11 protein-coding genes are annotated in these 13,573 nt (G+C 66.5%); 8 read left to right on the plus strand and 3 right to left on the minus strand.

Annotated features, from left to right (window positions below):
• Positions 1-10 precede the first annotated feature (10 nt).
• The 3 genes from AC1DRO_RS12000 to AC1DRO_RS12010 form a co-directional block, all read right to left on the minus strand.
• Positions 11-1,354 carry an ABC transporter substrate-binding protein gene (locus tag AC1DRO_RS12000; protein ID WP_476950966.1) on the minus strand — a complete coding sequence of 448 codons (1,344 nt, stop codon included), beginning with the start codon at positions 1,352-1,354 and terminating at the stop codon, positions 11-13.
• 86 nt (positions 1,355-1,440) lie between these two features.
• Entirely contained in the window at positions 1,441-2,373 is a 933-nt protein-coding gene (locus AC1DRO_RS12005; RefSeq protein WP_476950967.1) for a carbohydrate ABC transporter permease, read from the minus strand.
• A 12-nt stretch (positions 2,374-2,385) separates the two neighbouring features.
• Positions 2,386-3,342, minus strand: a complete 957-nt coding sequence (locus tag AC1DRO_RS12010; protein WP_476950968.1) for a carbohydrate ABC transporter permease — start codon at positions 3,340-3,342, stop codon at positions 2,386-2,388.
• Positions 3,343-3,513: 171 nt separating this feature from the next.
• Between AC1DRO_RS12010 and AC1DRO_RS12015 the strand changes: the two genes are divergently transcribed.
• The 8 genes from AC1DRO_RS12015 (at position 3,514) to chvE (ending at position 13,480) form a co-directional block, all read left to right on the plus strand.
• Complete coding sequence (locus AC1DRO_RS12015; RefSeq protein WP_476950969.1) at positions 3,514-4,764, plus strand: Gfo/Idh/MocA family protein; 1,251 nt, start codon at positions 3,514-3,516, stop codon at positions 4,762-4,764.
• A gap of 1 nt (position 4,765) precedes the next feature.
• Positions 4,766-5,860: a LacI family DNA-binding transcriptional regulator gene (locus tag AC1DRO_RS12020; protein WP_476950970.1), complete on the plus strand. Its 1,095-nt coding sequence runs from the start codon at positions 4,766-4,768 to the stop codon at positions 5,858-5,860.
• 195 nt (positions 5,861-6,055) lie between these two features.
• On the plus strand, positions 6,056-7,078 hold the full coding sequence (locus AC1DRO_RS12025; protein WP_476950971.1) for a LacI family DNA-binding transcriptional regulator: 1,023 nt from the start codon (positions 6,056-6,058) through the stop codon (positions 7,076-7,078).
• A 109-nt stretch (positions 7,079-7,187) separates the two neighbouring features.
• Positions 7,188-8,960, plus strand: a complete 1,773-nt coding sequence (araB, locus tag AC1DRO_RS12030; protein ID WP_476950972.1) for a ribulokinase — start codon at positions 7,188-7,190, stop codon at positions 8,958-8,960.
• Positions 8,957-9,637, plus strand: a complete 681-nt coding sequence (locus AC1DRO_RS12035) for an L-ribulose-5-phosphate 4-epimerase (protein WP_476950973.1) — start codon at positions 8,957-8,959, stop codon at positions 9,635-9,637. Before araB ends, AC1DRO_RS12035 begins: the two co-directional genes overlap by 4 nt.
• Before the next feature lie 55 nt (positions 9,638-9,692).
• Complete coding sequence (gene araA, locus AC1DRO_RS12040; protein ID WP_243178197.1) at positions 9,693-11,213, plus strand: L-arabinose isomerase; 1,521 nt, start codon at positions 9,693-9,695, stop codon at positions 11,211-11,213.
• A complete protein-coding gene (locus tag AC1DRO_RS12045) occupies positions 11,210-12,112 on the plus strand; it encodes an aldose 1-epimerase family protein (protein ID WP_476950974.1) in 903 nt (300 codons plus the stop codon). The genes araA and AC1DRO_RS12045 overlap by 4 nt, the downstream gene beginning before the upstream one ends.
• Before the next feature lie 243 nt (positions 12,113-12,355).
• Positions 12,356-13,480, plus strand: coding sequence for a multiple monosaccharide ABC transporter substrate-binding protein (gene chvE, locus AC1DRO_RS12050; protein WP_368859392.1), 1,125 nt, complete (start codon positions 12,356-12,358; stop codon positions 13,478-13,480).
• Positions 13,481-13,573 lie beyond the last annotated feature (93 nt).

Here is a 13,573-nt window from a genome sequence, read left to right on the forward strand (position 1 = left end):
CTTCGAACGCTTACTTGTTGAAGAGGGCGTTGACCTGGTTGTTGGCTTCGGTGAGGGAGCTGGCAGGCTTCTTGCCGGAGAGGACGGCGTCCATGGCCGGCTTCATGATGCCGTCCACCTTGGCTGCCTTATCCGCGATCGGGAACAGGAACGTGGTTCCTTCCTTGACGTGGGTGGTGAAGGCGGAGACGTCGGTGCCCTTGGCCTTGAATGCTTCGGCTGCCTTGTCGGAGGAGCTGGTGAGAGCCGGGAACACGACGCCCTTGGAGGCTACGACGTCCTGGCAGGCGGTGGAGGCGAGGTATTCGACCCACTTGATCGAGGCTGCCGGGTTCTTGGTGCCGGCCCAGACGGAATCGGCCAGGCCGTTGAACATGCTGGCGCGTTTGCCTTCGGGGCCCTTCGGGGTGGGGGCGAACGCGGTCTTCACGCCCTTGTAGCTCTTGTACTGGCCGATCAGCCAGTCACCCGTGGTGTTGATGGCAGCCTTGCCGGCGCCGAAGTTGTCCGCCAGGCTGGCGCCGACGGTGGTCTCGAGCTTGGGCATGTAGCCCTTCTCGGTCAGTCCGGCCCACCAGGCGATGGTCTCCTGGAACTTGGGGTCGTCGTAGTTGAACTTGGTGCCCCAGGGGTTCTTGTCCGTGGCGCTCCAGCCGGTGGTGGCGCTGAGGAAGCTCCACTCGGTCTGGCCCTGCCCGGAGCCGCTGCCGGCCAGGCCGAGTCCGTAGACGGCCACCTTGTTCTTGTCGAAACCTGCCTCGTCGCCGCGCACGCCGTTTTTGTCCACGGTCAGGTGCGCGATTGCCTTCTCATAGCTGCCGCCGTCCTGCGGGTTCCAGTCCAGGTTGGCCATCTGCTCGGCGGTAAGGCCGGCGGAGTCCGTCATGGCCGTGTTGTAGAAGAGGCCCACGGTGTCCCAGTCCTTGGGCAGTCCGTAGCGCTTGCCGTCCTGGCCCACCCAGAGCTCGGCGAGTCCCTTGGTGTAGCTCTCCAGCTTGATGCCGTCCTTGGCCACCGCCTCGTCGAGGGAGAGCAGCTGCTTTTTCGCGGCGTATTCGGGGTACTTCGAGAGGTGGTTGGTGAAGACGTCGGGAGCGGTGCCGGCGACGAAGCCGTTGGTCAGTGTGGTCCAGTAGTCATCCCAGCCGCGCTGGGTGATCTTGACCTTGATGTCTGGGTTGGCCTTGTGGAAGTCATCGGCGCACTGCTGGTAGGCCGGGAGCTGGTTGGCGTCCCACAGCCAGTAGTTGATGTCGCCCTTGGCCTCGGTGGAGGCCGGGGCGGACCCGCCGCAGGCGGAGAGGGAGATGGCGATGGCTGCAGCGGCAGCGACGGCGCCGAGGGTCTTCTTCATGGTGGACCTTTCATGGAAGTGCTTCTTTGAGGGGAATGTTTGTTGACGGGCGGTGCGTATGAAGGGCACTGCGGGTTGGGCCGGGGTTACTTGATGCCGGAGAAGCCGATGGAGTTGACCACCCGCTTGCCGAAGGCGATGAAGAGCAGGAGGACGGGCAGGGCCGCGATCAGGGTGGCGGCCATCAGGCCGGACCAGTCGGGGGCGCCCTGCGGGGACTGGGACTTGAAGACGCCCAGGCCCACGGTGAGGACGCGGACGCTTTCGTCCTGGCCCACCAGCAGCGGCCAGAAGTACTCGTTCCACTGGCCGATGAAGGTCAGCAGCGCCAGGGTGGCCAGGGGGGCAGCGGCGTTCGGGAGCACGATCTGGAAGAAGATCCGCACGTGCTTGGCGCCGTCGAGCATGGCGGCCTCTTCCACCTCGCGGGACATGGAGAGGAAGAACTGGCGCAGGAAGAAGATGGCGAAGGGGGTCATGAACAGGAACGGCAGGGCCAGACCGGCGAAGGTATTGAGCAGGCCGAGGTTCTTGATCATCAGGAAGTTGGGCAGGGCGGTGAAGATCGGCGGGACCATCATGGTGGCCAGGAACAGGCCGAACACCACGTTCCGGCCCGGCCAGCGGAGCCGGGAGAACGCGTAGGCGGCCATCGCGCTGAAGAAGACCTGCCCGGCGGTGGTGACGGTGGCGAAGATGACGGAGTTCCGCAGGTACAGCCAGAAGTTGATGGCGGCGCCGGAGCCGCCCTCGGCGATTGCTTCCTCGGGGCTCTGCAGCCCCAGGACCCGCTTGAAGGCGCCGAGGCTGAAATCGGCCGGCAGGAGGTTGCTGGCGTTCGAGGCCAGGGAGGCGTTGCTGGACAGTGCGGTGCGGAGCATCCAGAGGAATGGCGCGATCGTCACGGCGACGGCAATGGCGACGAGGGTCCAGGCGCCGACGCGGCGCCAGTTGACCGGCTTCCTGGGAGCGGGAGCGGTGGTGGCGGGCTTCTTGCGGGAAGGGGCGAGGGTAGTCATGGCTGGGGTTCCTTAGTCCAGATCCGATTCGTTGCCCTTGAGGAACTTCATCTGGACGAAGGCCACAAGAGCGAGAATGACGAAGAGAATGACGGACAGGGCCGAGGCGTAGCCGAAGTCGGATTCACCGAAGGCCTTCTGGTAGATGTACATCTGGATGACGCGGGAGGCATTGATCGGGCCGCCGCCCGTGGTCACTGCCACGGTGTCGAAGACCTGGAAGGAGCCGATGACGGTGACCACCAGGACCAACACCAGCACCGGGCGCAGGAGCGGCATCGTGATGCTCCAGAAGGTCCGGGTCGGGGAGGCGCCGTCGAGCGAGGCGACTTCGTACACGTGGTTGGGGATGGACTGCAGGCCGGCAAAGATCAGCAGGGCGGTGTAGCCCATGTGCCGCCAGACATTGACGCCGGCGATGGTGGGGATGGCCCATTGCTCGCTGCCGAAGAAGGCGATGCGCGGCAGGCCCAGCCAGTTGATGACCTCGTTGACGATGCCCAGCTGGTAGTCGAGCATCCAGAACCAGAGCAGCGCGACGATCACGTTCGCCACCAGGAAGGGCAGCAGCAGGGCGCCGCGGATAAGCGTGGACTTGGCGACGTTGTGCATCAGCAGGGCAAGTCCGAGCGCGATGGCGGTCTGGAAGCCGATGTTCAGTGCCACGTACTGGACCGTCACGGCCATGGCGTTCCAGAAGAGATCGTCCGCGAAGATCGCGGTGTAGTTTTTGGTGCCGATCCAGGTGGGATCGCCCAAAACGCTGTACTCGGTGAAGCTGAGGTAGACGCCGCGGATGCTCGGCACCAGGTAGAAGGCAACGAAGCCGAGCAAGGCCGGGGCGATGAAGAGAAGGGCGACCCTCAGGTCGCTGCGGGTTCGGCGCCGGCCGCGGGGGGCAGCATTGCCCGTTCCCGTGCCGGGCGCCTTGCGGGCCGGAACGGCTCCGCGGGCAGTTGTGGTGGTCATTGGTGGTTCCTCCGCAGTTACGTGGATGCTGTGACGTGGATTACAACTGAGGCTTGAATCTACACGAGTAACTTTCTTATGCGCAAGCGTTTCTTTTATGTTTCCGGGAGGAATCTTTCTGCTCATCGTCTGCTATTGACTCGAGTAGAAACTGGTGTGAAACTTGCGTGCATGACTTTCTCACTAGGCATCGTCGGCGCCGGACAGTTCGCAGGCGCCTTCGCCAAACTCTTCGACGCCCATCCCGCGATTTCAGAAGTCCATGTCACCGACGTCCTGCCGGAACGGGCCGAGGCCCTCCGGAAGCGGCTCGGCCTGGCGGGGACCTATCCCAGCTTTGAGGCCATGCTCGACGGCGGCCTCGACGCTGTGGCGATCTTCACCCAGCGCTGGACGCACGGCCCGCTGGTGCTGCAGGCGCTCCGGGCGGGCAAGCATGTGTATTCGGCAGTGCCGATGGCCATCAGCGAGGACGAGATCGCCCGGATCATCGAGGCCGTCCGGGAGACGGGCCTGACCTACATGATGGGCGAGACAAGCTACTACAACCCCGCCACCGTCTATGCCCGCAAGCGCAAGGCTGAAGGCGCCTTTGGCCGCATCTTCTACGCCGAGGGCGACTATGTCCACGACATGGATCTCGGCTTCTACGAGGCCTACCAGTACAGCGGCGGGGAGGACTGGAAGAGCACCGCCAGCTACCCGCCCATGCTGTACCCGACCCACTCCACCGGCGGGGTGCTGGGCGCGATCGGCGGCCATGCCGTCAGCGTCAGCTGCATTGGCGTCCCCGACGAGCGCGGGGACGGTGTGTTCGACAAGGACGTCAGCATGTTCGGCAACGACTTCTCCAATGCCACCGCGCTGTTCGAGCTTTCAACCGGCGGGTCCATGCGCATCAATGAGATGCGCCGCGTCGGCTACCCCTCCCACCTGCGCGAAAGCCGCTTCCGTTTCTTCGGCACCGAAGCCAGCTTCGAGCAGCTGGCCCTGGTCAGTGTGTGGCAGGACAAGGAGTCCGTGACCGATGTCAGCGACGAACTGGCCACCCGGGCCACGCTCGCCGCGGACGATCCGGCGCTGGCCGGCGTCGCACCGGCCCTGCGCGACGCCTTCAGCTCCGGGCTGGCCGCCGTGCACGACGCCGGCCGGCTTCCGGCCGAGTTCCGCGGACTTCACAACGGGCACGAGGGCAGCCACCACTTCCTGGTGGACGACTTCGCCACGGCCGTCGACACGGGAACGCTCCCGCCCGTCAACGCCTGGGAAGCCGCCCGCTACACGCTGCCGGGGATCGTGGCGCACGAGTCCGCCCTCCGCGGCGGGGAGCGGTTGCCCGTGCCGGACCACGGCGACGCCCCCGTCCGGCTGCCTGCGCAGGGAATCAATGAGGAAGGCTTTGCCGGGGAACTCCGGCGGTAGCATGGTCACTGTGCCACACTCGCCCGCCTCCGCCAGGCCCACGATCACCCGAAAAGACGTGGCCAGGCTGGCGGGCGTCAGCACCGCCGTCGTCAGCTATGTGGTGAACGGCGGCCCCAAGCGGGTCTCCCCGGTGACTGCTGCGAAAGTCCGCGAGGCCATCAGCGCCCTGGGGTACCGTCCCAACGCCGCGGCGAGGGCACTGAAACTTGGCTCCAGCGAGATGCTCGGCATGGTGGTCCCGGACACCACCAACCCCTTCTTCGCCACTTTGGCCCGTGCCGTGGAGGAAGCCGCGGCGGCGCGCGGCTATGCCCTGCTGCTGGCGAACTCGGGCGGATCGGCGGCCAATGAGCGCCGCCAGGTCAGGAACCTCGCGAGCCGCCGCGTTGACGGGGTCTTCCTCTCCAGCGTGCTGTTCGAACCCGACCTGACCGAGCTGGAGCATTCGGAGATCCCCGCCGTGCTGCTCAACCACAGCACCGAGGTGCCGGGCTTCAACTCGGTCGGCGTGGAGCTGCTGGAAGGCTCCCGGCGTGCCGTCGAGCACCTGGTGGGCCACGGCCACCGCAACATCGCACTGGTCATGGGCATGAACGCCGGCAATGATCTCGATGCCCGCGAGGTCGGGTGGCAGCAGGGGCTCGCGGAGGCCGGCCTCCCGGAAGGACCCATCCTGCGCTGTGACTTCGACCGGCAGGGCGGCTACCGGGCCGGGCAGCGGCTGCTTGCGGCCGCGGACCGACCCACCGCCGTGTTCGTCAGTTCCGACCTGCAGGCCGTCGGCCTGCTGCGCGCCGTGTCCGAGGCCGGGCTTCGGGTCCCCGAGGACCTGGCGGTCTTCTCCTTCGACGGCTCGGCTGAGGCGGAGTTCAGCTGGCCGCCGTTGAGCACGGTCGCGCAGCCCGTCCAGGCCATGGCCGAGGCCGCCGTCGAAGCGCTTATTGGCTTTGACGGCGTGTCTCCCACCCGGAACAGGATCTTCCCCGTGGACCTGGTCCTGCGCGCGTCCTGCGGCTGTGCCCCGGTACCCGCCCTGCCGGTAGCGGCCGAGCCCGGGCCCGCCGCGCCGGTAGCGGCCGAGCCGGCCACGTAAGCTCCCCGCCGCGCACGTCGTTGCGGTTCCCGGCGTCGTTCCCTGCGGGCGTCACACCAGGGTCCAAATGGACTATCGTTAGCGCTAACAGGAGCCGGGGGACGGGCGACCAACGGGCGCCCAGTGCTCTCCTATCGTTTGATTTCACAATTTGATTCAAGCCGGTGGACGGCATCGGAGCGAAAGGGGCCTCGCATGGGGAACAACAATGACCGGCGGCAGCCGCGGCTCGAAGACGTCGCAGCGCTGGCCAAGGTTTCCCACCAGACCGTCTCACGCGTGATCAACAACCACCCGAATGTCAGCACGGGAACAAAGTCCCGGGTCGAGGCGGCGATTGCCGAACTCGGCTACCGGCGCAACACGGCCGCCCGGAGCCTGGTGACCCGGCGCACCCAGACCATCGGTGTCCTCGCCTCCGAGCTCGGGCAATACGGCCCGGCGAATACCCTGCTGGGGGTCCAGCAAGCCGCCAGGGAAGCAGGGTATTTCGTGAGCATTGCCGCGATCAAGGGGGCCGCGGCGAAGGCCATTTGCGATGCGGTGCGGCACCTGACGGACCAGGGCGCGGACGGATTGATTGTGATCGTGCCGCACGACGGGACACTTCAGGTGCTCGAGGACCTGAACCTGGATCTCCCGGTGATCGTCGTCGGCGGAGCCGGAGCAGGGCGGTTGAGCGGCGCGATGGTCGACCAGAAGCTCGGCGCGCGGCTGGCCGTCGCCCATCTGATCAGCCTTGGCCACGAGCGGATCGGCCATGTCTCCGGACCGCTCGACTGGGTGGACGGCAAAGCCCGGGTTGACGGGTGGCGCGAGGAGTTGGCGGAAGCCGGCCTCTCCGACGAGCTTCTGGTCGAGGGGGACTGGAGTGCGGACAGCGGGTACCGGATCGGGCAGCAGCTGGCAGAACAGCGCAGCGCCACCGCAGTGTTCGTCAGCAACGACCAGATGGCGCTCGGGCTGCTGCGGGCGTTTGGCGAGAAGGGCATCCGGGTTCCGGAAGACGTCTCCGTGGTTGGCTTTGACGACCAGCCCGAATCCGCCTACTTCATGCCGCCGCTGACCACCGTGCGACAGGACTTCGAGGAACTCGGAAAGCGCTGCATGGACCTGATACGCGCCCAGGTCGAGGGCGATGCCGCCAGCGGTGCCCTGGTGGTCAAACCTGCGCTCGTGGTGCGCGCCAGCACCGCACCCCGTCCCCGTCTCTCCTAAGGGCCGAAGCCCTCCGTTCCGGCAATACGTGCCAGGCTTCTTGACAGCATGTTTGTTAGCGCTAACAATAGGGGGGTTCGCAATGTTGCGGAACCTATTGGAGGATTTGATGGACTTCTCAGTGGACGGAACCGAAAACTTTGTCATCGGCGTGGACTACGGCACGCTTTCCGGGCGGGCCGTCGTCGTCCGGGTCCGGGACGGCAAGGAACTGGGCAGCGGGGTCTTTGAATACCCGCATGCCGTGGTCACCGGCGAGCTTCCGAAAGACACGGCTGGCGTCGCCGGCATCCGGCTTCCGGGCGAATGGGCCCTGCAGGTGCCCAACGACTACCGCGACGTGCTCCGCCGGGCTGTGCCCGCGGCCGTCGCCGACGCCGGGATCGACCCGGCCGCCGTGGTGGGCATCGCCACCGACTTCACGGCCTGCACCATGGTACCCGTCAAGGGCGACGGCACACCGCTGAACGAGCTTCCCGGATTCGCCAACCGCCCGCACGCCTACGTGAAGCTGTGGCGCCACCATGCCGCCCAGCCGCAGGCGGACCGCATCAACGCCCTGGCTGCGGAACTCGGCGAAAACTGGCTGCCGCGCTACGGCGGACTCATCTCCTCCGAATGGGAGTTCGCCAAGGGTCTGCAGTTGCTGGAGGAGGACCCGGAAAGCTACGCCGCGATGGACCGCTGGGTGGAAGCGGCTGACTGGATCGTCTGGCAGCTGTGCGGTAACTACGTCCGCAACGCCTGCACGGCCGGCTACAAAGGGATCTACCAGGACGGCCGCTACCCATCCAAGGAATTCCTGTCCGCCCTGAACCCGGACTTCAAGGATTTCGTCAGCGCCAAGCTGGCGCACACCATCGGCCGGCTCGGCGATGCAGCCGGCTATCTGACGGCCGAGGCCGCCGCCTGGACCGGACTGCCGGAAGGCATCGCCGTCGCAGTGGGCAACGTGGACGCCCACGTCACGGCGCCCGCAGCGAAGGCAGTTGAGCCCGGGCAGCTGGTGGCCATCATGGGAACCTCCACCTGCCACGTTATGAACGGTGCCGAACTGCGGGAAGTCCCGGGCATGTGCGGCGTGGTGGACGCCGGAATCGTCGACGGGCTTTGGGGCTACGAAGCTGGCCAAAGCGGAGTGGGGGACATCTTCGGCTGGTTCACGAACAACGGCGTCCCGCCCGAGTACCACCAGGCAGCGGAAGCGGCAGGCCTGGGCATCCACGAATACCTCACGGAACTGGCCTCCCGCCAAGCCATCGGCGAACACGGCCTCATTGCCCTGGACTGGCACTCCGGCAACCGTTCCGTGCTGGTGGACCACGAACTCTCCGGCGTAGTGGTGGGCCAGACCCTCGCCACCAGGCCCGAAGACACCTACCGGGCCTTGCTGGAAGCCACGGCCTTCGGCACGCGCACCATCGTGGACGCCTTCCGCGACTCGGGAGTGCCGGTCAGGGAATTCATCGTGGCCGGCGGCCTGCTGAAGAACAAGCTGCTCATGCAGATCTACGCGGATATCACCGGCTTGCCGCTCTCCACCATCGGCTCAACCCAGGGGCCCGCCCTGGGGTCGGCCATCCACGCCGCCGTGGCCGCAGGTGAATACGCGGATATCCGTGCCGCTGCGGTTGCCATGGGATCGGAGCCCGGCAGCATCTATATTCCCATTCCGGAAAATGTTGCCGCCTACGAAAAACTCTTCCAGGAGTACCGGACGCTGCACGACTATTTCGGCCGCGGCAGCAACAGCGTGATGCACCGCCTCAAGGCGATCCAGCGTGCGGCCAGGCCCTCGTTTGCCGCCGCTACGGGCGCTCCGCAGCAGAACGCCGTCCCCGCCGTCCCCGCCGACCCGGTCGCAGAGGAAGTGTCCGCATGAGCAACCTGCTGGAAAGCATCGCGGAGGTCCGCCGCGAGGTCTGCGAACTGCACGCCGAACTCACGCGCTACGAACTGGTGGTGTGGACGGCCGGCAACGTCTCCGCCCGCGTCCCCGGCCATGACCTGATGGTCATCAAGCCGTCCGGAGTCTCCTACGCGGACCTCACGCCCGGGAGCATGGTTGTCACGGACCTCTACGGCACGCCCGCGGAGGGCGAGTGGAGCAACCCCGCGCTGTCACCGTCCTCGGACACCGCGGCGCACGCCTACGTTTACCGGCACATGCCGGAGGTCGGCGGCGTGGTGCACACGCATTCGACCTACGCCACGGCCTGGGCCGCGCGCGGAGAGGAGATCCCCTGCGTGCTGACCATGATGGGTGACGAGTTCGGCGGGACGATCCCGGTGGGCCCGTTCGCGCTGATCGGGGACGACTCGATCGGCCGCGGCATCGTGGACACCCTGGCCCAGTCCAGCTCGCCGGCCGTGCTGATGCAGAACCACGGGCCCTTCACCGTGGGCAAGGATGCCCGCTCGGCGGTCAAAGCCGCCGTCATGTGCGAGGAAGTGGCACGGACCGTCCATATTTCCCGGCAACTCGGTGAACCGCTGCCGATCGACCCGGCCCAGATCGACTCGCTTTACGCCCGCTACCAGAACGTCTACGGCCGCTAGGCCCACAACCAGGCCCCGAAGCCGCGTCGCCCCCAAACCATCCGCAGGAGAAAACATGTCCAACGCCAACAACACGTCCCTTGAGCAGTACGAGGTCTGGTTCCTTACCGGCAGCCAGCACCTCTATGGCGAGGACGTCCTCAAGCAGGTCGCCGCCCAGTCCCAAGACATCGCTGACGCGCTGAACGCCTCCGCCGACGTCCCGGTGAAAATCGTCTGGAAGCCCGTGCTCACGGACTCGGACGCCATCCGCCGCACCGCCCTGGATGCCAACTCGGACGACGCCGTGATCGGCGTGACCGCGTGGATGCACACCTTCTCCCCGGCCAAGATGTGGATCCAGGGCCTGGACCTGCTCCGGAAGCCGCTCCTGCACTTGCACACCCAGGCCAACGTCGAACTGCCGTGGGCGGACATCGACTTCGACTTCATGAACCTGAACCAGGCCGCGCACGGCGACCGCGAGTTCGGCTACATCCAGTCCCGCCTCGGCATCCCGCGCAAAACCGTCGTCGGCCACGTGTCCAACCCCGAGGTGTCCCGCCAGGTCGGATCCTGGCAGCGCGCCTCGGCGGGTTGGGCGGCCGTCCGGACCCTCAAGCTGACCCGTTTCGGCGACAACATGCGCAATGTCGCCGTCACCGAAGGGGACAAAACCGAGGCAGAGTTGCGCTTCGGCGTCTCGGTCAACACTTGGTCCGTCAATGAACTCGCCGACGCCGTGCACGGCGCGGCAGAGTCCGACGTCGACTCCCTCGTCGCCGAATACGAGCGGCTCTACGACGTGGCCCCCGAACTCCGCACCGGCGGCCCGCGCCACGAGTCGCTGCGCTACAGCGCCCGGATCGAGCTTGGGCTCCGCAGCTTCCTGGAGGCCAACGGCTCGGCCGCCTTCACCACGTCCTTCGAAGACCTCGGCGCACTGCGCCAGCTGCCGGGCATGGCCGTCCAGCGCCTCATGGCCGACGGTTACGGCTTCGGCGCCGAGGGTGACTGGAAGACTGCCATCCTGGTCCGGGCAGCCAAAGTCATGGGCGCCGGGCTCCCCGGCGGCGCCTCGCTCATGGAGGACTACACCTACCACCTCGTCCCGGGCCAGGAGAAAATCCTGGGCGCGCACATGCTGGAGGTCTGCCCGTCCCTGACCGCCGCCAAGCCGCGCGTGGAAATCCACCCGCTGGGCATCGGCGGCAAGGAAGATCCCGTCCGCATGGTCTTCGACACCGATGCCGGCCCCGGCGTCGTGGTGGCGCTGTCCGACATGCGCGACCGCTTCCGCCTCGTGGCCAACGCCGTCGACGTCGTGGACCTTGAACAGCCGCTGCCCAACCTGCCGGTGGCCCGTGCCCTCTGGTCGCCCAAGCCGGACTTCGCCACTTCCGCTGCTGCCTGGCTGACCGCCGGAGCCGCCCACCACACTGTGCTTTCCACCGCCGTCGGCATGGACGTCTTCGAGGACTTCGCCGAGATCGCCCAAACCGAGCTGTTGACCATTGACGACGGCACCACCATCAGGGGCTTCAAGAAGGAACTCGCCTGGAACGCCGCCTACTACAAGCTGGCCGGCGGTCTGTGACCGGGGACGAATACGGGCTCCGGCACGGGGAGTACACCGCCGTCGTCGCCGCCCGCGGTGCAGCGGTGCGGACGCTGCAGTTCCGCGGGCGGGACCTGATCGTCCCGTTCCCGGCCGGCGGGCCCAACCCGGACTTCCGCGGCGTCATCGTGGCACCCTGGCCGAACCGGATTCCCGACGGGACGTACACCTTTGGCGGTGCGGACTACGAGCTCCCGGTCAACGAACCCGACCGGCAATGCGCCCTGCACGGCTTCACCCCGGAGCTGGAGTGGAGGCTGGAGTCCCGGACGGATTCCGCCGTGGAGTTCTCCTGCGCCATCGGGCCGGTGCCGGGCTACCCCTTCGCGTTGTCGATCACCGCCAGCTACCGGCTGGCCAGCGGGGGCCTGCACACTGACGTCACAGCAGCCAATGTGGGGCAGCGGTCCGCGCCCTACGGGGTCTGTCCCCACCCGTATCTGCTGGCCGGGCCGGCGCCGCTGGACCAATGGCGCCTCGAGGTGCCGGCACGGACGTTCCTCGAGGTCACGCCGGACCGGCTGCTGCCGATCGCCACCCGATCCGTTGAAGGACACGGATATGACTTCCGCGCGGCCCGCGTCATCGGATCCACCAAGATAGACCATGCCTTCACCGACATGGTGTTCGACGGCGACGGGCAGGCACACCTCGTGGTCCGGGACCCGGCCGGGACCGGCGTCGGCATGGCCTGGGACCGCAGCTGCACCTGGCTGCAGCTCTACACCGGGGATGCTGAACCGCCGCTGCCCAGCCGGCTCGGACTCGCCGTGGAACCCATGACGTGCCCGCCGGATGCCTTCAACACCGGCACGGACCTCGTGCGGCTCGAACCCGGAGACTCGCACCGCGCGGCCTGGCGCATCTTCGCCGCGTGAGGGTCCGGTGGCGGTCCGAAGGAGATTGGCGCCGAATGTGCGTTGACTCACATGTTTCAAGAAGCTATCTTTGACCATATTGTTAGCGATAACAATCAGCCGCAGTTCCCTTGACGGCTGAACCCCCGTTCCATTCAGACCTCCGCAATCCTCCCGCTGTTACCGCCCCGCAGGGGCACGATGACGTGCAGGACTGCGATCAGGAGCAACTTCGCGGACTATGGTCCGCGGAAGGAGAAAATTGTGAAGATCAGGAAACTCCTGGGCGCCGTCGCGGTTGTCCTCGCTGTGACCGTAGGGGCCACAGGCTGCGGCAGCCGGCCCGGCACGGCCGCCCCGGCCGCCAGCGCCGACGCCGCCGGTTCCCTCGTCGGGATCTCGATGCCGACGCAGACCTCGGAGCGGTGGATCGCCGACGGCAAGAACGTCTCGGAATCCTTGACGAAGCTCGGCTACAAAGCCGACCTGCAGTACGCCAATGATGACATCCCCACCCAGGTGTCCCAGATCGAGAACATGCTCACCAAGGGTGCCAAAGCCCTCATCGTCGCAGCCATCGACGGCACCACGCTGACCGATGTCCTCGCCAAGGCGAAGGAACAGAACGTCAAGGTCATCGCGTACGACCGGCTCATCAACGGCACGCCGAACGTCGACTTCTACACCACCTTCGACAACTACACGGTGGGCGTCCAGCAGGCCACGTCGTTGCTGACCGGCCTGGGCCTTGTTGACGCCAGCGGCAAAAAGGTCGAAGGCAAGGGCCCGTTCAATGTGGAGCTCTTCGCCGGCAGCCCGGATGACAACAACGCCAACTTCTTCTGGACCGGCGCCATGGACACCCTCAAGCCGTACCTGGACGCCGGAACCCTGAAGGTGCCCAGCGGCCAGACCAAGTTTGAGCAGGCTGCCATCCTGCGCTGGCAGGCCCCCGTGGCCCAGAAGCGCATGGAGGACATCCTCACGGCCGCCTACAGTTCCGGCACCAAGCTCAATGGCGTCCTCTCCCCGTATGACGGCCTCTCCATCGGCATCATCTCGGCCCTGACGAGCACCGGCGGCTACGCCAAGGGAAGCCTGCCGATCGTCACCGGCCAGGACGCCGAAAAGGGTTCGGTGAAGTCCATCACCGCCGGCGAACAGTACTCCACGATCTTCAAGGACACCCGCCAGCTGGGAGCCCAGGCTGTGAAGATGGTCGACGGCCTCCTGAAGGGTCAGGAACCCGAGGTCAACGACACGAAGACCTACAACAACAAGGTCAAGGTCGTCCCTGCGTACCTGCTCAAGTCCGTCATCATCACGAATGAGAACTACAAGAAGGAGCTCATCGACTCCGGTTACTACACGGCGGCCGACGTCAAGTAGCCACGTCGAAGGGTGGCGGGCCGCCGTCGAGTCCGGGCCGCCACCCTTCCCGTAGACCCCTGCAGCCGCAGGACGTCTCAGGTACTACCAGTC

The sequence above is a fragment of the Arthrobacter sp. P4_F11 genome (genome assembly GCF_056401395.1).

Bases quoted from the DNA above. Each gene is read 5' to 3' on its own strand.
- AC1DRO_RS12015 (WP_476950969.1), top strand. From the start codon at position 3,514: ATGACTTTCTCACTAGGCATCGTCGGCGCCGGACAGTTCGCAGGCGCC.
- AC1DRO_RS12000 (WP_476950966.1), bottom strand. From the start codon at position 1,354: ATGAAGAAGACCCTCGGCGCCGTCGCTGCCGCTGCAGCCATCGCCATC.
- AC1DRO_RS12025 (WP_476950971.1), top strand. From the start codon at position 6,056: ATGGGGAACAACAATGACCGGCGGCAGCCGCGGCTCGAAGACGTCGCA.
- araA (WP_243178197.1), top strand. From the start codon at position 9,693: ATGTCCAACGCCAACAACACGTCCCTTGAGCAGTACGAGGTCTGGTTC.
- AC1DRO_RS12035 (WP_476950973.1), top strand. From the start codon at position 8,957: ATGAGCAACCTGCTGGAAAGCATCGCGGAGGTCCGCCGCGAGGTCTGC.
- AC1DRO_RS12010 (WP_476950968.1), bottom strand. From the start codon at position 3,342: ATGACCACCACAACTGCCCGCGGAGCCGTTCCGGCCCGCAAGGCGCCC.
- AC1DRO_RS12020 (WP_476950970.1), top strand. From the start codon at position 4,766: ATGGTCACTGTGCCACACTCGCCCGCCTCCGCCAGGCCCACGATCACC.
- araB (WP_476950972.1), top strand. From the start codon at position 7,188: ATGGACTTCTCAGTGGACGGAACCGAAAACTTTGTCATCGGCGTGGAC.
- AC1DRO_RS12005 (WP_476950967.1), bottom strand. From the start codon at position 2,373: ATGACTACCCTCGCCCCTTCCCGCAAGAAGCCCGCCACCACCGCTCCC.